This window comes from Neoroseomonas lacus (genome assembly GCF_014644535.1).
GTDB lineage: Bacteria > Pseudomonadota > Alphaproteobacteria > Acetobacterales > Acetobacteraceae > Neoroseomonas > Neoroseomonas lacus.
Genome location: NZ_BMKW01000012.1, coordinates 109,042 through 126,013, shown reverse-complemented (window position 1 = coordinate 126,013; position 16,972 = coordinate 109,042). Strand labels below are relative to the sequence as shown.

15 protein-coding genes are annotated in these 16,972 nt (G+C 69.4%); 9 read left to right on the top strand and 6 right to left on the bottom strand.

The window, feature by feature from the left end; genetic code table 11:
* Positions 1-107: 107 nt before the first annotated feature.
* The gene (lepA, locus tag IEY36_RS22675; RefSeq protein ID WP_188971152.1) at positions 108-1,913 is read right to left on the bottom strand and encodes a translation elongation factor 4; all 1,806 of its coding nucleotides are present in this window, start codon (positions 1,911-1,913) and stop codon (positions 108-110) included.
* Between the two features lie 287 nt (positions 1,914-2,200).
* Between lepA and IEY36_RS22670 the strand changes: the two genes are divergently transcribed.
* Complete coding sequence (locus IEY36_RS22670) at positions 2,201-3,250, top strand: phosphotriesterase family protein (RefSeq protein ID WP_188971150.1); 1,050 nt, start codon at positions 2,201-2,203, stop codon at positions 3,248-3,250.
* Positions 3,251-3,368: 118 nt separating this feature from the next.
* Positions 3,369-4,829, top strand: a complete 1,461-nt coding sequence (locus tag IEY36_RS22665) for a patatin-like phospholipase family protein (RefSeq protein WP_188971148.1) — start codon at positions 3,369-3,371, stop codon at positions 4,827-4,829.
* 51 nt (positions 4,830-4,880) lie between these two features.
* On the opposite strand, the gene IEY36_RS22660 is transcribed toward IEY36_RS22665, so the two are convergent.
* The 5 genes from IEY36_RS22660 to rpmI form a co-directional block, all read right to left on the bottom strand.
* Positions 4,881-6,065 (bottom strand): MFS transporter, encoded by a 1,185-nt coding sequence (locus IEY36_RS22660; protein WP_188971146.1) that lies wholly within the window; start codon positions 6,063-6,065, stop codon positions 4,881-4,883.
* Positions 6,062-8,557, bottom strand: coding sequence for a phenylalanine--tRNA ligase subunit beta (gene pheT / locus IEY36_RS22655; protein WP_188971144.1), 2,496 nt, complete (start codon positions 8,555-8,557; stop codon positions 6,062-6,064). Before pheT ends, IEY36_RS22660 begins: the two co-directional genes overlap by 4 nt.
* A 204-nt stretch (positions 8,558-8,761) precedes the next feature.
* Positions 8,762-9,841: a phenylalanine--tRNA ligase subunit alpha gene (pheS, locus tag IEY36_RS22650; protein ID WP_188971142.1), complete on the bottom strand. Its 1,080-nt coding sequence runs from the start codon at positions 9,839-9,841 to the stop codon at positions 8,762-8,764.
* A gap of 103 nt (positions 9,842-9,944) precedes the next feature.
* Positions 9,945-10,301, bottom strand: a complete 357-nt coding sequence (gene rplT / locus IEY36_RS22645; protein ID WP_188971140.1) for a 50S ribosomal protein L20 — start codon at positions 10,299-10,301, stop codon at positions 9,945-9,947.
* 15 nt (positions 10,302-10,316) lie between these two features.
* Positions 10,317-10,523 (bottom strand): 50S ribosomal protein L35, encoded by a 207-nt coding sequence (gene rpmI / locus IEY36_RS22640; RefSeq protein ID WP_188971138.1) that lies wholly within the window; start codon positions 10,521-10,523, stop codon positions 10,317-10,319.
* Positions 10,524-10,739: 216 nt separating this feature from the next.
* Between rpmI and IEY36_RS22635 the strand changes: the two genes are divergently transcribed.
* From IEY36_RS22635 to IEY36_RS22605, 7 genes are all read left to right on the top strand, one after another.
* Positions 10,740-11,354 (top strand): protein phosphatase CheZ, encoded by a 615-nt coding sequence (locus tag IEY36_RS22635; RefSeq protein ID WP_188971136.1) that lies wholly within the window; start codon positions 10,740-10,742, stop codon positions 11,352-11,354.
* Between the two features lie 184 nt (positions 11,355-11,538).
* Complete coding sequence (dapF, locus tag IEY36_RS22630) at positions 11,539-12,369, top strand: diaminopimelate epimerase (RefSeq protein ID WP_456307057.1); 831 nt, start codon at positions 11,539-11,541, stop codon at positions 12,367-12,369.
* The gene (gene mtaB / locus IEY36_RS22625) at positions 12,366-13,697 is read left to right on the top strand and encodes a tRNA (N(6)-L-threonylcarbamoyladenosine(37)-C(2))-methylthiotransferase MtaB (protein WP_188971134.1); all 1,332 of its coding nucleotides are present in this window, start codon (positions 12,366-12,368) and stop codon (positions 13,695-13,697) included. Before dapF ends, mtaB begins: the two co-directional genes overlap by 4 nt.
* A gap of 257 nt (positions 13,698-13,954) precedes the next feature.
* Complete coding sequence (gene ftsY / locus IEY36_RS22620; RefSeq protein ID WP_308423197.1) at positions 13,955-14,923, top strand: signal recognition particle-docking protein FtsY; 969 nt, start codon at positions 13,955-13,957, stop codon at positions 14,921-14,923.
* Between the two features lie 29 nt (positions 14,924-14,952).
* Entirely contained in the window at positions 14,953-15,525 is a 573-nt protein-coding gene (locus IEY36_RS22615) for a peroxidase-related enzyme (RefSeq protein WP_188971130.1), read from the top strand.
* A 1-nt stretch (position 15,526) separates the two neighbouring features.
* Entirely contained in the window at positions 15,527-16,321 is a 795-nt protein-coding gene (locus IEY36_RS22610) for a creatininase family protein (protein WP_188971128.1), read from the top strand.
* Positions 16,318-16,920 (top strand): hypothetical protein, encoded by a 603-nt coding sequence (locus tag IEY36_RS22605; protein ID WP_188971126.1) that lies wholly within the window; start codon positions 16,318-16,320, stop codon positions 16,918-16,920. The genes IEY36_RS22610 and IEY36_RS22605 overlap by 4 nt, the downstream gene beginning before the upstream one ends.
* The last annotated feature ends 52 nt before the right edge of the window (positions 16,921-16,972 follow it).

Genomic DNA, 16,972 nt, shown 5'->3' with positions numbered 1-16,972 from the left:
CAGCGGCCGCCCAAGGCAATTGGGCGAACGCCAATGCAAGTCAAGGGCAGTTCCGGGTCATGAAGCCGAAGGCTGCGCCCGGCCAGCCTCCGCCCGCTACAGTGTTGTCACGCATCCATCTTCAGAGCGGCAATGAAGGCGCTTTGCGGAATCTCGACCTTGCCGAATTGCCGCATGCGCTTCTTGCCTTCCTTCTGCTTGTCCAGAAGCTTGCGCTTGCGGCTGATGTCGCCGCCATAGCACTTCGCCGTCACGTCCTTGGACATTGCGGAAATGGTCTCGCGCGCGATCACGCGCCCGCCGATCGCCGCCTGGATCGGGATCTTGAACAGCTGGCGCGGGATCAGCTCCTTCAGCTTCTCGCAAATCTGCCGGCCACGACGGTCCGCCTGGGTGCGGTGCGCCATGAAGGACAGCGCATCCACCGGCTCGGCATTCACCAGGATCGAGATCTTCACCAGGTCGCCGGCCTCGTAGCCCTCCATCGCATAGTCGAAGCTCGCATAGCCGCGGCTGATGGATTTCAGGCGGTCATAAAAGTCGAACACCACCTCGTTCAGCGGCAGCATGTAGACCGCCATCGCACGGCTGCCGACATAGGTCAGTTCCACCTGCCGCCCGCGGCGCTCGTTGCACAGCGTCAGCACCGGGCCGAGGTATTCGTCCGGCACCATGATCGTCGCCTTGATCCACGGCTCCTGGATCTCGGCAATGACGCTCGGGTCCGGCATGTCGGCCGGGTTGTGCAGATCGAACTCCTCGCCATTCGTCCGCTTCAGCTTGTAGACGACGGAGGGCGCGGTCGCGATCAGGTCAAGGTCGAATTCGCGCGACAGCCGCTCCTGCACGATCTCCAGATGCAGCAGCCCAAGGAAGCCGCAGCGATAGCCGAGGCCAAGCGCCGCCGAGGTCTCCATCTCATAATGGAAGCTGCTGTCGTTCAGCCGCAGCTTGGCCACGCTCTCGCGCAGCTTCTCGAAATCATCGGCATCGACGGGATACAGCCCGCACCACACCACCGGGATGGACGGCTTGAAGCCCGGCAGTGCCTCGGTCGCCGGGTTGCGGTCATCGGTGATGGTGTCGCCCACATTGGTGTCGGCCACGGTCTTGATGGCGGCCGTGACGAAGCCCATCTCGCCCGGCCCGAGGCTCTCGCAGGCGACCATCTTCGGCGTGAAGACACCAACCTGCTCCACCGTATGAACGGCGCCGTTCGACATCATCCGGATGCGCTGGCCCTTGCGCAGATGCCCATCGCGCACCCGCACCAGCACCACCACGCCCAGATAGGCGTCGTACCAACTGTCGACCAGCAGCGCGGTCAGCGTCTTGGACGGATCGCCCTTGGGCGGCGGCAGCCGGGTGACGATCGCCTCCAGCACGCCCTCGATGTTCAGCCCGGTCTTGGCGCTGATCATCACCGCGTCGGAGGCATCAAGGCCAATGACATCCTCGATCTGCTGCTTCACGCGGTCGGGTTCGGCCGCCGGCAGGTCGATCTTGTTGAGCACCGGCACAATCTCATGCCCGGCATCCAGTGCCTGGTACACATTGGCCAGCGTCTGCGCCTCGACCCCCTGGGAGGCATCGACCACCAGCAGCGACCCCTCGCAGGCGGCGAGCGACCGGCTGACCTCATAGGCGAAGTCGACATGGCCCGGCGTGTCCATCAGGTTCAGGACGTAGGTCTTGCCGTCCTTCGCCGGGTAGCTGATGCGGACGGTCTGCGCCTTGATGGTGATGCCGCGCTCGCGCTCGATATCCATGCTGTCGAGCAGCTGTTCCTTCATGTCGCGCGCGGCCACCGTCCCGGTCGTCTGGATCAGGCGATCGGCGAGCGTGGACTTCCCATGGTCGATATGCGCGACGATGGAGAAGTTGCGGATCAGTTCAAGCGGCGTGTCGGTCATGGGAATCCGGCGTCGGGACGGGCGCAAGGGCGCACCCGCCTGTCATAAGGGGGGACATAGGGCAGTCGGCCCCCAAGTCAAAGCGACTTGGCGTGCGGGCGGACGGCCTTGCTGCCGCGGCATCGACGGCGCGGCCAGCCTGGTCCAGTCTTCGCGGCGGCCTGGGCCGGCGCAGGGACCGGATACCAGGATCAGAGCGCGGAGTCCCCCGGCATGTTCCAATGGCCCAACAACGCCCTCGCCGACGCAGCGCCGGCCAAGCACCGCCCCACCCCGGTGAGCGCCGCATGACCCGCCTGACGCGCGAAGCGCTGCGCGGGCGGGCGCAGACCGTGCTTGGCATCATCGACCCCGCCGAACTCGGCCCGACGCTGATGCATGAGCATCTGATCTGGGACATCCGCACCCCCACCATGCGCGCCGACCCCGACCAGGGGCCGGAGATCACGCTCTGCAACTGCTTCGCCATCAATTACGGCCGCAAGCGCAAGGTCCCGGGCAACCTGCGCTTCCGCTGCGAACCGACCGCGCTTGCCGAACTGGCCCTGATGCGGCAGGCCGGTGGGCGAACCATGGTGGAACTCACCTGCGGCGGGCTCGACCCCGACCCCGGCGCGCTGGCCAGGCTGGCGGCCGAATCCAACCTCAACATCGTCATGGGCTGCGGCCACTACGTCCATGAGTACCAGGACCCGGCCAACGCCACCCGCGGGCCGGATGATTTCGCCCGCGAGATCATCGACCAGGTGCAGCTCGGCGCCTGGGGCACGGATGTGCGCGCCGGCATCATTGGCGAAATCGGCTGCCAGGCCCCCTGGACCGCGCAGGAACAGCGCGTCATGCGCGGCGCCCTGCTGGCCATGGCCGAGACCGGCGCCGCGGTGAACGTCCATCCCGGCCGGCACCAGGACCAGCCGCAGGAGATCGCCGATTTCGTGACCGCGGCCGGGGCCGACCCGTCGCGCATCATCATCAGCCACATCGACCGCACGATCTTCGATGAGGCCCGCATCCTCCGCCTGGCCGACAGCGGCGTGGTCATCGAATTCGACCTGTTCGGCCAGGAACAGAGCTACTACGCACTCGGCGCCATCGACATGCCGAACGACGCCATCCGGCTGCGGCTAATCCGCGCCCTGATCGAGCGGGGGCACCTCGATCGCGTCGTGATCAGCCACGACATCTGTTACCGCACGCGGCTGTCGCGCTGGGGTGGCCATGGCTACGGCCACATCTTCGACAATGTGGTGCCGCTGATGCGCGAGCGAGGCTTCACCGAGGCGGAGGTCGAGGCGATCGTGATCGGCAATCCGCGCCGGCTGCTGACCTTCGTGTGACCGTCAGCGGCAGACCGGGCGCTGGGATCGTGGATACAGGCCAATCATCTTCCCCGACTTCCGGTAGACATCCGCGCCGGACACCAAGACGATAGCGGTTCGACGCAAGGGGATGTTCATGGCGGACCGACATCGGCAGGCTGGCGGCAGCCTGGCGCCGACCTGTCACGGGCGGACATCGTCGCGGGTGAAGGGTCTCGGCGCGCTGCTGGCGCTGCTCGCCCTGCTGGGCTGCGTCAACCCCGACCGCGGCATCAATCCACCTCTGCCCCGCGGCGCCCGCAATGACGGGTATGGGCTGGCGGAGATCAATGCGAGTTCCGGCCGGGCGGACCTGCTTGTGCTGGTGGCTTTCTCCGGTGGCGGCAAGCGTTCGGCGGCCTTCGCGCATGGCGCATTGCGCGCGATGCGGGATGTGCCGGTCAGCCTCGGCGGCCCGCCCTCCAACCTGTTGGAGGAGGTCGACCAACTGGCCGGCGTCTCGGGTGGCAGCTTCACCGCGGCGCATTACGCGCTGTATGGCAAACAGTCTTTCGAGACCTTCCCCGAGGCATTCCTCTACCGCAACTTCTTCGACTATGTCTGGGGCACCTACTTCCTGCCCTGGCAATGGGGCTGGCTGATCGACCCCTATGTCGGCACCAACGACCGCATGACCGGGGTCTATGACCGGCTGATGTTCCACGGCGCCACCTTCCGGGACCTGATCGCCCGCGGCCGACCGCGCTTGTCGATCAACGCGACGGACCTCGCGACCGGCTTCGCCTTTCCTTTCCTGCCCCATACGTTCGACGTGATCTGCTCCGACCTCGCCCGCTTCTCGGTGGCACGGGCGGTCGCGGCGTCCAATGGCTTCCCGCTGCTGTTCACGCCCATCACCCTGACCAACCATCGCGGGCCAAACTGCGATGCGCCGCTGCCGGTGAACCTCTCGATGATGCCCATGCTGGCGGAATTCAACCGGCGGCGGCTGCTCGAGATCGTCGCCCGCGCGGCGGACCCAGAACGCACGCCTTGGGTCCACCTTCTCGACGGCGGCATCTCCGACAATCTCGCTTTGCGGGCGACGCTGAACTTCGCCGCGCTCGGCGGCACGGACACGCCCGAATTCACCGCTCGCACGATGCCATTGCGGCGGTTCCTGATGATCAGTGTGGACGGTCAATCCGCCACCGATCCGGCGCTGTCGCGGCAACGCATGGTGAACGGGGTGATCCAGGTCTTCGACGCCGTCTCCGGCGCGCAGATCGACAACTACAACCTCGAAACACTCACCGTCGCCGCCTTCGAGGTGGACCGCCTGGTGAGCCGCCAACGCGAACGGCGCTGTCAGCAGGGTGCGGTCATCGAAGGCCATGCCTGTGACGACGTGCAGGGCCTACTGGCGCATGTGTCGCTGGCGGACGTACCGGACGCCCACACGAGAGAGAGGCTGCGGTCGATCCCGACCAGCCTCGGCCTGTCGCGGGAGGAGGTGGACCTGCTCGTCGCGGCGGGGGAGACGGTGATCCGCGGCAATGGCCCGATCGCCGCCTTCCTGGCGCCTGCGGCCCCGCGCGCCCAACCCGCACGACGCTGATCTCCGGCATCTCCCGCCAGGGTGAGCGGGCGGCGGCCGGCACGGCCGGACCTATCCCGGCGAGGGCGAGTGAGGCAGCAGCGGCGCCAACCGCCACATGGCGACCGCACCCAGCAGCGGCCCGATGCCGAGCAGCGCGAAAGCCCCGCCCACCCCCAGCGCCGCCATGGCATGGGGCAGCACGCCGATCACCACTGCCGTCAGCAGGAAGCCCAGCGAGGTCTGCACCGTCAGCATGGTCCCGACATAGTCGGGCGGCGAGAGACTGACGACGCAGGCCGAGAACTGCGCCGAATCCGCCACCACCGAGAAGCCCCACAGGAAGGCGAGCCCCAGCCCCAGCGCCGGCCAGGCCGAGGCCGGCCCGATCAGCAGCGCGCAGGCGCCGGAGACCACCATGCAGGCGGCCGCGACCTTCGCGCGGTTCCACCGGTCCGCCGCCCAACCCGCCAGCACGCAGCCGGCCGCCCCGGCCGCCACCACGCCGAACACCCAGGCGCCAACCTGCGGCCGCCCCAGCACCCCGGCCAGGAACACCCCGATCCAGGCCCACATGGCATAGAGCTCCCACATGTGGCCGAGATAACCGAGATTGGCGAGGCGCAGCCCGCGGTTCCGCCACGCCTCCAGCGCCTGTCCCGGGTGAAAAGGCGGCCGTGCACCGAGCAGCGGCCCTGGCCGGAACGGCAGGATCAGCAACGCGCCCAGCACCGCCAGCCCCCCTGCCCCGGCATAGGCGCCGCGCCAGTCCAGCGAATCCACGATCGCCGGCAGCAGGTGCGGCAGCGCCGAGCCCAGGGTCAGCGCCCCCACCACCAACCCAATCAGCAAGCCGAGATCGCCCTTCGCCCAGGAGGCAGCCAGCTTCATCCCAACGGGATAGACGCCCGCCATCGCCGCCCCGGCGACCACCCGCAACGCCAGCGCGGCCGTCCCCGCCGGCGCCACCTGCGTCTGCGCCAGCGTCGCCGCAGCGGCCAGCAGCGCGCAGGAGAGGAACAGCCGGCGCGGCTCGATGCGGTCGGCCAGCGACAGCAGCGCGCTGACCAGCGTCCCCACCACGAAGCCTAGTTGCACGCAGGCGGTCAGCCAGGCCGCATGCCCGGGTGTGATGATCCCCTGCGCGATCAGCCCCGGCACCGCGACCGTTCCCGCGAACCACACCGACAGCACCAGCACGATCGCCACCGCCAGCAACGCCATATGCAGGCGCTTGGCGGCGGCGAGGGCGGTCATGCCCGCAATACCGCCCCGGTCGCCTTGGCGACGGCGGCGACGACGCGATCGGCCACGGCCTCGATCTGCACGTCCGTCAGCGTAGCCTCGCGCGGCTGGATGGTGACCTGGATGGCCAGGCTGACCTGGCCGTCCGGCACGCCCTTGCCCTGGTAGCGGTCGAACAGCGAGACATCGCTGATCAGCGCCTTGTCCGCGCCGCGCGCGGCACGCAGCAGCGCCTCGGCGGCAACGGTGTCATCCACCAGGAAGGCGAAGTCGCGGCGCAGCGGCTGGAATGCCGGCAGGTCCGGCGCGCCCTTCTTGCGGCGCTTGGGTTCCGGCACGGCGTCGAGAAGCACCTCGAACGCCACCGCTGGCCCCGGCAGGTCGAGTGCCGCCAGCACCGTCGGATGCACTTCGCCGAAGGTGGCGAGCACCACCTTCGGCCCCTGCCGCACCACGCCCGAACGGCCGGGGTGGTAGAAGCCCGGCGCATCCGCCGTCACCTGCAACGCCGCCATCGGCACGCCGAGCGCAGCGAGCACCGCGATGGCGTCGCCCTTCGCATCCATCGCATCGACGCCGCGCGCGGGGGTGTTCCACATGCGCGGCGTGGACCCGTGCCGCACGCCGGCGGCAACGGCCGCCTGGCCTTCCGGCGTCACGTCGCGGTAGGCGGCGCCGAGTTCGCACAAAGCCACATCGCCGAAGCCGCGCGCCGCATTGCGCGAGGCTGCCAGCAGCAGCGAGGCGACCGGCGTCGGGCGCATCTGGTCGAGATCGGCGGCGATCGGGTTGACCAGGCGCAGCGCATCGGGCGTGGCACCGAACATCGCCGCGGTCTTCGCTTCCATGAAAGCGAAGGTTACGCCCTCGAGCATGCCGCGCGCCGCGAGCACACGCCTCGTCAACGCCGCGCGCGACTGCTTCGCGGTGAAGGCCGGCGGCGGAATGACGGCCAGCGCCGGCAGCGACACCGCCGGCACCGCATCCAGTCCGCCCAGGCGCAGCACTTCCTCGACCAGGTCCGCCTCGGGCTCGATGGCGGCGCAGCCCTCGGCGGCCTTGGCCGCCCGGGCGCGGTCCAGCCCCTCATACTGCGTCAGCGCACCACCACCCGCGTGATACGCGGACAGATCCGACGCCACGTCATTGCGCCAGGACGGGACGGCGACCGTGACGCTCGCCGCATCGCGCGCTTGCACCGCGAAGCCAAGGCGTTCCAGCCGCCCCATCGCCTCATCCGTCGGCAGGTCGAGCCCGCCATAGGTCGCGACGCGTTCAAACCGCAGCGTGGCGCTGCGCTTCCAGGCGGGTTCGGCGCCGGCTTCGCTGATCTCGCTGGCCTCGCCGCCGCACAGTTCGATGATCAGCCGCGTCGCCGCTTCCAGCCCGTCGCGCAGGAAGGCCGGATCGACGCCACGTTCGAAGCGCGACCGCGCATCGGTGCGCACATCATGCCGCCGACCCGACAGCGCGATGCGCACCGGGTCGAACAGCGCGCATTCGATGAAGCATTCGGTCGTCGCCTCGTCACAACCCGATGGCATGCCGCCGATGACGCCGCCGAGCGCCTCCGCCCCGGCCTCATCCGCGATCACACCATCCTCGGCGGTCAGCACGTAATCCTTGCCGTTCAGCGCGACGAGCGTCTCGCCCTCGCGCGCCATGCGCATGGTGAGGTTCGTGCCCTTCACCTTCGCCACGTCGAAGACATGCAGCGGGCGGCCGAGGTCGAAGGTGAAGAGGTTGGTGATGTCCACCAGCGCGCTGATCGGCCGCAAGCCGATCGCCGTCAGCCGGTCCTGCAGCCATTGCGGGGACGGCCCGTTCTTCACGCCACGCACAGCGCGCCCCAGTACATGGAGACAGGCGCGCGGGTCCTCGATCTTCCAGTTCAGCGGCGCCTCGTACGTCGCCGGCACCGGCGGTGCGGACCACGGCTTCAGCGTGCCGAGCCCCGCCGCCGCCAGGTCCCGCGCGATGCCGCGCACCGAGAGCGCATCGCCACGGTTCGGCGTGACGCTGATCTCGATGATCGGGTCGTCGAGGCCGGCCCACTTCACGTAGGATGCGCCGATCGGCGCATCCGCCGGCAGGTCCACGATGCCCGAATGGTCGTCGCCCAGGCCCATCTCGCGCGCCGAGAGCATCATCGCCTCGGACTTCACGCCGCGGATCTCGCCGACCTTGAGCGTGACGCCGGTGCCGGGGACGAACTCGCCCGGCAAAGCGGCGACGCCCACCAGCCCGGTGCGCGCATTGGGCGCGCCGCAGACGACGGAGCGTTCGACGCCATCACCGATATCGACGCGCAGCTGGCGCAGGCGGTCGGCGTTCGGGTGCTGGGTGGCCTCGATGACGCGGGCGATGCGGAAGGTGGCAAGCGCGGCACCGCGATCCTCGATGCCTTCGACTTCGAGGCCGATGGCGTTGAGGGTGCGGGCGATCTCATCGACGCCGGCCTCGGTGTCGAGATGGTCGCGCAGCCAGGACAGGGTGAACTTCATCGCGGCGGGCTCATTCGTGAGAGTTGAAGGTTGGAGGGGCCTTGCCCCTCCAAGCCACCCCACCAAAGGCCTAAGGGCCTTTGGAAACCAATACTTGGCGCCGGGCGCAGCATGCGGCGATCGTTCAATCGCGCATGGCCCGGCGCACCAGTCCAACAGACAAAAATAGAAGGGGGGTTCGGGGGAATACTTTCCCCCGACCCGTCAGACGCCTTCATGCAACGTCGCCGGCGCCAGCGGATCGGCCGCGTAATGACGCAGCCAGCGCACATCCGCCTCGTAGAACGGCCGCAGGTCCGGGATGCCGTGCTTGAGCATGGTGATGCGCTCGATCCCCATGCCGAAGGCGAAGCCCTGCCACTCGCGCGGGTCGATGCCGCAATTGGCCAGCACCTTCGGGTGCACCATGCCGGAGCCGAGGATTTCCAGCCAATCCCCGCCCTTGCCGAGTTCGCCGGTCTTCCGCGACCAGCCGATGTCGACTTCCATGCTCGGCTCTGTGAAGGGGAAGTAGGACGACCGGAAGCGCACCGGCAGGTCACTGATGCCGAAGAAGGCGCGCAGGAAGTCGATCAGGCAGCCCTTGAGGTGGCCGAGGGTGATGCCGCGGTCGATCACCAGGCCTTCGACCTGGTGGAACATCGGCGAATGCGTCGCGTCGTGGTCGGCGCGATAGGTGCGGCCGGGGACGATGACGCGGATCGGCGGCTCCTGCGCGATCATCGTGCGGATCTGCACGGGGCTCGTATGGGTGCGCAGCACGGGACGGCGGCCGTTCACCTCGGGCAGGTAGAAGGTGTCGTGATCCTGCCGCGCCGGATGGTGGTCGGGGATGTTGAGCGCGCCGAAATTGAACCAGTCGCCCTCGATGTCCGGCCCTTCGGCGACCTTGAAGCCCATCGCGCCGAATAAGGCGGTCAGTTCCTCCATGGTGCGGGCGATGGGATGGATGCCGCCCTCGGCGGCTGTGCCGGGGGCGAAGGGGCGCGGCGGCAGGGTGATGTCGAGCCGCTCGGCAGCGAGGCGGGCATCCAGCGCTGCGGCGTCGAGCACCACGCGGCGCGCCTCGATGGCGGCCTCGATGCTGCCCTTCAGGCGGTTGAGTGCGGCGCCGCGCTCCTTGCGCTGCTCGGCGGGCACGGCGCCGAGCCCCTTGAGCAGCCCGGACAGGCTGCCGGACTTGCCCATGACGCCGACGCGCACGGCGTCGAGCGCTCGCAGGTCAATGGCGGCGGCCAGGGCGGCTTCGGTCTCGGCCTGCAGGGAAGCGAGGTCGTCAGTCATTGGCACCATGTCCAGAAAGCACGAAGGGCCGCATCCCGTCGCCGGGAAGCGGCCCTCTGCTAAACGCTGAAGTGGCCCGGGGGAACCCCCCGAGCCAAGGCAATCAGGCGAGCTTCGCCTTCGCCTGCTCGACCAGCGCCGCGAAGGCCGCCGGTTCGTCGAAGGCGAGCGCCGCCATCACCTTGCGGTCGATCTCGATCCCCGCGGCCTTGATGCCGGCCATGAAGCGGGAATAGGTCAGGTCATGCTCACGGACCGCGGCATTGATGCGCTGGATCCATAGACCGCGGAACTCGCGCTTCTTGTTGCGACGGTCGCGGTACGCATACTGCAGCGCCTTCTCGACCCGCTCGAGCGCGGGGCGATAGGCGGTGGAGGAACGGCCAACATAGCCCTCGGCGAGCTTGAGGACCTTCTTGTGACGGGCGTGCTTCGTTACGCCCCGCTTTACACGAGCCATTGCTGCGCCCCTTCCTTACCGGTCCAGCCCATAGGGCAGCCACTGCTTCACGGTATCGCCGTCCTGCTTCGCAAGGACGAACATGCCGCGGTTCTGGCGCTTCATGGTGGTGGTCTTGGCGGTCAGCATGTGGCGCTTGTTGCCGGCGCCGGCCTTGACCTTGCCGGTGGCGGTCAGTCGGAAGCGCTTCTTAACGCTCGACTTCGTCTTCATCTTGGACATTTGGCCCTCCTGTCGGGGTCGGCGCGCCCTGCTCCGCCGCACCATGCGACGGGGACGCGTGTTCCCGGCCGGGCATGTCCATCGGGCCACGACGCGGGAGGCGGGCGTATACGCCGAGCCCCCGGCCACCGCAACCCCTCCGTCACGGCAACGAGACCTTCATGGTTGTGGTGTTTCCTAGGGGCTTTCCGATGCCGTGACGGAAGGCCCACGCCCTTGGACATCGCCACCGCCTTGCCGCCAGCGGCCCTCGATGAGGCACTCGCCCCGCATTTCGCCTCGCTGCGCGCCTTCATGGACCGCCGCATCGCCGAATTGAGCGCGGAGGTCTCCGCCTCCGTCCAACTCATGGGCATGAGCGAGGAGGCGATCACCGCCCGGCTGAGCGAGGTCCACGCCCAGGTCGCCAGGCTGATCGCCATCCCGGCCTCCGGCGCCCGCAATTCAGGGCTGGAACTGGAAGCTGTGGTGCAAGCCACGGAATCGGCCGCCGACACCATCCTCGAAGCGGCCGAAGCCATCCAGACCTGGCTCGATGGTGGGGCGCAGGATACGGAATCGATCGCCGCCCTGACACAGCGGGTGAACGACATTTTTCAGGCCTGCTCGTTCCAGGACCTGACCGGGCAGCGCATCCGCCGCGCCATCAAGCAGCTCCAGCATGTCGAAACGATGCTGGAAGGTCTGATGCCGGGCGGCGCCAGCCCCGCCGAGGGCGAAGCACCCGTCGCCAAGCTCGAAATCCTGGGCCACGAGCAGACGGTGGACGAGGCGGCCGCCGCCGGCCCCGACCTCGCCCAGGCGGAGATCGACCGGCTGCTGAACGGCTGACCAGGCCGGCATGCCGCGCGGGGATGTTCCGTGGGGGTGGAGGCCCGGCGCACACGCGGTATCGAAGCACGCCCACCCGGACGACGGCGCCGTACGGGGCGGGCAGGCGGCGTCAGGAAGATGGGCAGCCTTGTTGCGAGGGCGGGTACCCGGCGGCGGCGGCACGGCCTATATCGGGGCCATCATGGTTCCCTTCCGCAAGATGCACGGCCTCGGCAACGACTTCGTCGTGGTGGATGCGCGCGCCGCCGCGCTGCCGGTCACCCCGGCCCGCGCCGCCGCCATCGCCGACCGGCATTTCGGCATCGGCTGCGACCAGTTCATCGTGCTGGAGCCGCCGCCGCCCGGCGCGGATGTCTTCATGCGCATCCGCAACCCGGATGGCTCGGAGGCCGAGGCCTGCGGCAATGCGACGCGCTGCATCGCCTCGCTGGTCGCCGATGAGCGCGGCGCCGACCGCGTGGTGGTACGCACCATCGCCGGTGCATTGCCGGTCGAACGTCTGCCCGGCGGGCTGTGGCGGGCGGATATGGGCCCGGCCCGGCTCGGCTGGCAGGAGGTCCCGCTGGCCCGGGCAGTGGACACGCTGCATGTACCGCTCGCCCTCGGCCCGGTCGCCGACCCGGCGGCCTGCTCCATGGGCAACCCGCATGCGACATTCTTCGTCGATGACCTCGACGCCATCCCGCTGAGCGAGATCGGCCCCAGGCTCGAACACGACCCGATCTTCCCGGAACGCGCCAATATCGGCTTCGCGCAGATCCTCGCCCCGGACCGCATGCGGCTCGTTATCTGGGAACGCGGCGCGGGGCTGACCTTGGCCTGCGGCTCGGGCGCCTGCGCCGGCATCGTGAACGCCGTCCGTCGTGGCCTGACCGGACGACGCGCCACCGTCACCATGCCGGGCGGCGACCTCATCATGGAATGGCGGGAATCGGACGGCCATGTGCTGATGACCGGCCCGGTCGCCACTGCCTTCTCCGGCACGCTCGACCTCGGCGCCTACGCGTCATGACCCCGACGCCCGACGACCAGGCAGCTCCCCTGGGCAGCGGCAGCGGGGATCGGACGGCCGAAGCCGTCAGCGTGCTGACCTTCGGCTGCCGCCTCAACACCTATGAATCCGAGGCGATGCGCGACCTGGCGTCCCGCGCCCTGGCGGGCGACGCAGCGAAGGCCGGCCATTCCGGCGCCATCGTGGTGAACACCTGCGCCGTCACCGCCGAGGCCGAACGCCAGGCCCGCCAGGCGATCCGCCGTGCCCATCGGGACAATCCCGGCGCGCGCATCATCGTCACCGGCTGCGCCGCGCAGATCGCCCCCGAGAAGTGGGCCGCCATCCCCGGCGTCGAGCGCGTCATCGGCAATGCCGACAAGCTGAAGCCCGAGACCTGGGCGGCCCTCGACGCCCCCCCTGCCCCGGTCAGCGACATCATGGCGGCGACCGAGACCGCCGCGCATCTCGTCACCGAATTCGCCGGCCGCGCCCGCGCCTTCGTGCAGGTGCAGCAGGGCTGCGACCATCGCTGCACCTTCTGCGTCATCCCCTTCGGGCGCGGGCCGTCGCGCTCGGTGCCGATCGGCGTGATCGTCGAACAGGTGCGCGCCCTGGTCGCCGCCGGCTATCGCGAGGTGGTGCTGACCGGCGTCGACATCACCTCCTACGGCCCCGACCTGCCGGGCCGGCCGAGCCTCGGGCAGATGGTCCGCCGCCTGCTCGCCCTGGTGCCGGACCTGCCGCGCCTGCGGCTCTCCTCGCTGGACCCGGTGGAGGTCGATGACGACCTCTGGCGCCTGATCGCCGAGGAACCGCGGCTGATGCCGCATCTGCATCTCTCGCTGCAGCATGGCGCCGACCTCATCCTCAAGCGCATGAAGCGGCGGCATCTGCGCGCCGATGCCATCGCCATGGCCGAGCGCGCCCGCCGTCTGCGCCCCGACATGGTGTTCGGCGCCGACCTGATCGCCGGCTTCCCCACCGAGACCGAGGCGCATTTCGCCGAGACCCTGTCCCTCGTCGAGGCCTGCAACCTCTCCTTCCTGCATGTGTTTCCCTATTCCGAACGTCCCGACACCCCCGCTGCGCGCATGCCGCAACTGCCGGTGCCGCTGCGTCGCGAACGCGCCGCTCGGCTGCGGGAGGCCGGGGCCCGGGCAGCCGTGCGGCTGTTCACCGCGCGCATCGGACAGGAGGAAGCCGTGCTCTTCGAACATGCCGACCGTGGCCACACGGAACATTTCGCTCCGCTGCGTCTGTCACGCGGCATCGCCCAGCCCGGCGAGATCCGCCGCCTGCGCGTCTCCGGCGCCACCGCCGACGCCCTGCTGGCGGAGGCCGCCTGATGGCGCTGCGCGACCTCTGGACGCGCCTGCGCGGCAGCGATCCGACCCAGCCCAGCGAGCCACCCGAACCGCCGGAGCGCGACAACCCGCCCCAGCCGGCCCCGCCACCCGAGGCACCGCCGCGCCCGCCAGAGCCTCCCGCCGCACCGCCGTCCCCGGTCGAGGACCCGGTCCCCGATGCCCCGGCGGAGACGCCCCCGCCCTTCCGCGAACCCCCGGTAGAAGCGCCGCCGGTCGAACTGCCGCCGCCATCGCCATTGCCGCCCGCCGAGGCGCCACCCCCGCAAGCCAGGGAACCGGCCGCGAAGGGCGGCTGGTTCTCCCGCCTCAAGGCCGGCCTGGCGCGCTCCACCGCGAAGCTCACCGACAGCGTCACCGGCATCTTCACCAAGCGGAAGCTGGATGAGGCGGCGCTGGAGGAACTTGAGGAAACCCTGATCGCCGCCGATCTTGGCGTCGCCGCCTCGCGCCGCATCGTCGAGGGCTTCCGCAAGACCCGCTTCGGCAAGGAAGTCACCGACGAGGAGGTGAAGGCGACGCTGGCCGACGAGATCGCTGCCATCCTCGGCCCCGTCGCCCGGCCGCTGGTGATCGAGCCCGCCCGTGCGCCGCATGTCGTGCTCGTGGTCGGCGTCAACGGCACCGGCAAGACGACGACGATCGCCAAGCTCGGCAAGCAGTATCGCGATGACGGGCTGAAGGCCGGCTTCGTCGCCGGCGACACCTTCCGTGCCGCCGCGGTCGAACAGCTCCAGGTCTGGGCCGAACGCACCGGCGCGCGCTTCTTCCCGCCTGCCAAGCCCGGCGCCGATGCGGCCGGCCTCGCCTTCGACGCGCTGACGACGGCGCGGGCCGAAGGGCTCGACGTGCTGCTCGTCGATACCGCCGGGCGGCTGCACAACAAGACCGCGCTGATGGAAGAACTGCGCAAGGTGATCCGCATCATCCGCCGCGTCGATGAGACGGCGCCGCATTCCGTGCTGCTGGTGCTCGACGCCACCACCGGCCAGAACGCGGTGCAGCAGGTGAAGGTGTTCGGCGATATGGTGGACGTCACCGGCCTCGCCGTCACCAAGCTTGACGGCTCGGCCAAGGGCGGCGTCGTCGTCGCGCTGGCACAGGAATTCGGCCTGCCGGTGCACGTCGTGGGCGTCGGCGAAAAGGCGGAGGATCTGCGCCCCTTCGCGGCACACGATTACGCGCGGGGCCTGCTGGGGCTGGACTGAGGCCACCGGCTGGCGGCATCGTCCGCCCCATGACGAACAAGCCCATCGCACGCACCCCGATCCCCGACATCAACGACCTGCCGGAAGACATCCGCAGCCGCGTCCTGACGGTGCAGGAGAAGTCGGGCTTCATCCCCAATGTCTTCCTGATGCTCGCGCATCGGCCGGCCGAGTTCCGCGCCTTCATGGCCTATCACGATACGCTGATGGACAAGGCCGAGGGTGTCACCAAGGCGGAACGCGAGATGATCGTCGTCGCCGTCTCATCGCTGAACCAGTGCCAGTATTGCGTCGTCGCGCATGGCGCCATTCTGCGCATCCGCGCGAAGAACACGCTGATCGCCGACCAGATCGCCGCCAATTGGCGCAAGGCCGACATCACGGACAAGCAGAAGGCGATGCTCGACTTCGCCATCAAGGTGACGCTGCGCGCCAATGAGGTGAACGACGCGGACCACGAGGCGCTGCGCCAGGCCGGCTTCGATGACGAGGCGATCTGGGATATCGCCGCCATCGCCGCCTTCTTCGGCATGTCGAACCGCCTGGCGAATGTCACCAACCTGCGCCCCAATGCCGAATTCTACGCCATGGGAAGGGGCTGAGATGGCCGAGCACCGCTGGGAGCGCCTGACCGCGCCCGAACTCCGCGCGCTCGCCGCACGCGATGCCGTCGTCATCGTGCCGGTCGCAGCCCTCGAACAGCACGGCCCGCATCTGCCGGTCTGGACTGACAGCTTCATCGGCCACGCCGTCTCGGTGCGTGCCGCCGAACTCTGCGCCGACCTGCCGGCGGTGGTGCTGCCGCCGATGTGGCTGGGGATGTCGGAACATCACTTCCCGTTCGGCGGCACCATCAGCCTCGACTACGCGACCTTCGCCGCGGTGCTGCGCGGCATCGTGAAGTCGCTGTTGGCCGACGGCTTTTCCCGCGTCATGCTGTTCAACAGCCATGGCGGGAATATCGACGCGCTCGCCGTCTCGGCGCGCGAACTCGCCCATGAATTCGGCATCCCCGTGCTGACGACGACGATCACCAAGGTCGCGCCCGGCGAGATCACCGCCGCGCTGACCGCGCAGACGGGCATCCAGCATGCCTGTGAGGGCGAGACGAGCCTGTGGCTGCATCTCGACCCCGCCCAGGTTCGCATGGAGGAGATCGCCAACACCGTCTCCTCAGATGCACCGGCCGGCAATCCTGTGTCGTCGCGCTTCTGGTCCTTCTCCGAGCGCGCGCCGGTCACCGGCGTGCGTGGCGACCCGCGTGCGGCGACCGCGGAAAAGGGCAAGGCAATCTTCGAGGGGATGGCCGCCGGCCTGGCGAAGGAGCTGCGCAACGCGGCGAACTGGACGGTTCCCGACGATGTCTGGAGGCGCGGGCGCGCGCAGGGCCCGCGGTGATCCCACCCTTCTTCGGGCAATGGGAATCCGTCGGGCGCATCGCCGAAATCATCGCCGGCACGCTGCGCGCGGCGGATGACCCACTCTGGCCGCGTTCTGGCGCGGCGGGGGCGGCGGATTACCAACGCTGGGCCGAGCATCTGTGCGGCGTCGCCTGCCTGCGCATGGCACTCGCCGCGCGGGGCATCGCGCCGCCGCGCGCGATCGACCTTGCGCGCGAGCTGACGCATCGCGGCGGCTATGTCCTGCAGCCGGATGGCGATATCCGCGGCCTGATCTACGCGCCGGCCGCAGCCTGGTTGCGAGAGGTGGCGCGCCTGCCTGCCACGGTGCGCGTCGATGTGCCCGCCGAGGCCATCCCTGCGATGCTCCAGGGCGGCGGGATGTTCATCGCCTCGGTGCATCCGGCGATCCGCCGCGCGGGGGCGGAAGCGCCGTCGCGGGGCGGCCACCTGGTGCTGGTCTTCGGTGCCGAGGGCGGCACGCTGCGCTTCAACAATCCGTCAGGCGACACGCCTGCCTCGCAAGCCGACGCGCGGCTGCCGGTGGCCGATTTCGCGCGGTTCTTCGCCGGCCGGGGCATCGCCCTGGCAGAGTGAGTGGCGACGCACCGAACTTGCGGCCCTCGCCGCGGCGGCCCATCTCCACCCC

Coding starts and splice junctions, on each gene's coding strand:
- rplT (WP_188971140.1), bottom strand. CDS start 10,301: ATGGCTCGTGTAAAGCGGGGCGTAACGAAGCACGCCCGTCACAAGAAG.
- pheT (WP_188971144.1), bottom strand. CDS start 8,557: ATGAAGTTCACCCTGTCCTGGCTGCGCGACCATCTCGACACCGAGGCC.
- IEY36_RS22665 (WP_188971148.1), top strand. CDS start 3,369: ATGGCGGACCGACATCGGCAGGCTGGCGGCAGCCTGGCGCCGACCTGT.
- IEY36_RS22615 (WP_188971130.1), top strand. CDS start 14,953: ATGACGAACAAGCCCATCGCACGCACCCCGATCCCCGACATCAACGAC.
- pheS (WP_188971142.1), bottom strand. CDS start 9,841: ATGACTGACGACCTCGCTTCCCTGCAGGCCGAGACCGAAGCCGCCCTG.
- rpmI (WP_188971138.1), bottom strand. CDS start 10,523: ATGTCCAAGATGAAGACGAAGTCGAGCGTTAAGAAGCGCTTCCGACTG.
- dapF (WP_456307057.1), top strand. CDS start 11,539: ATGGTTCCCTTCCGCAAGATGCACGGCCTCGGCAACGACTTCGTCGTG.
- IEY36_RS22660 (WP_188971146.1), bottom strand. CDS start 6,065: ATGACCGCCCTCGCCGCCGCCAAGCGCCTGCATATGGCGTTGCTGGCG.
- IEY36_RS22610 (WP_188971128.1), top strand. CDS start 15,527: ATGGCCGAGCACCGCTGGGAGCGCCTGACCGCGCCCGAACTCCGCGCG.
- mtaB (WP_188971134.1), top strand. CDS start 12,366: ATGACCCCGACGCCCGACGACCAGGCAGCTCCCCTGGGCAGCGGCAGC.
- lepA (WP_188971152.1), bottom strand. CDS start 1,913: ATGACCGACACGCCGCTTGAACTGATCCGCAACTTCTCCATCGTCGCG.
- IEY36_RS22670 (WP_188971150.1), top strand. CDS start 2,201: ATGACCCGCCTGACGCGCGAAGCGCTGCGCGGGCGGGCGCAGACCGTG.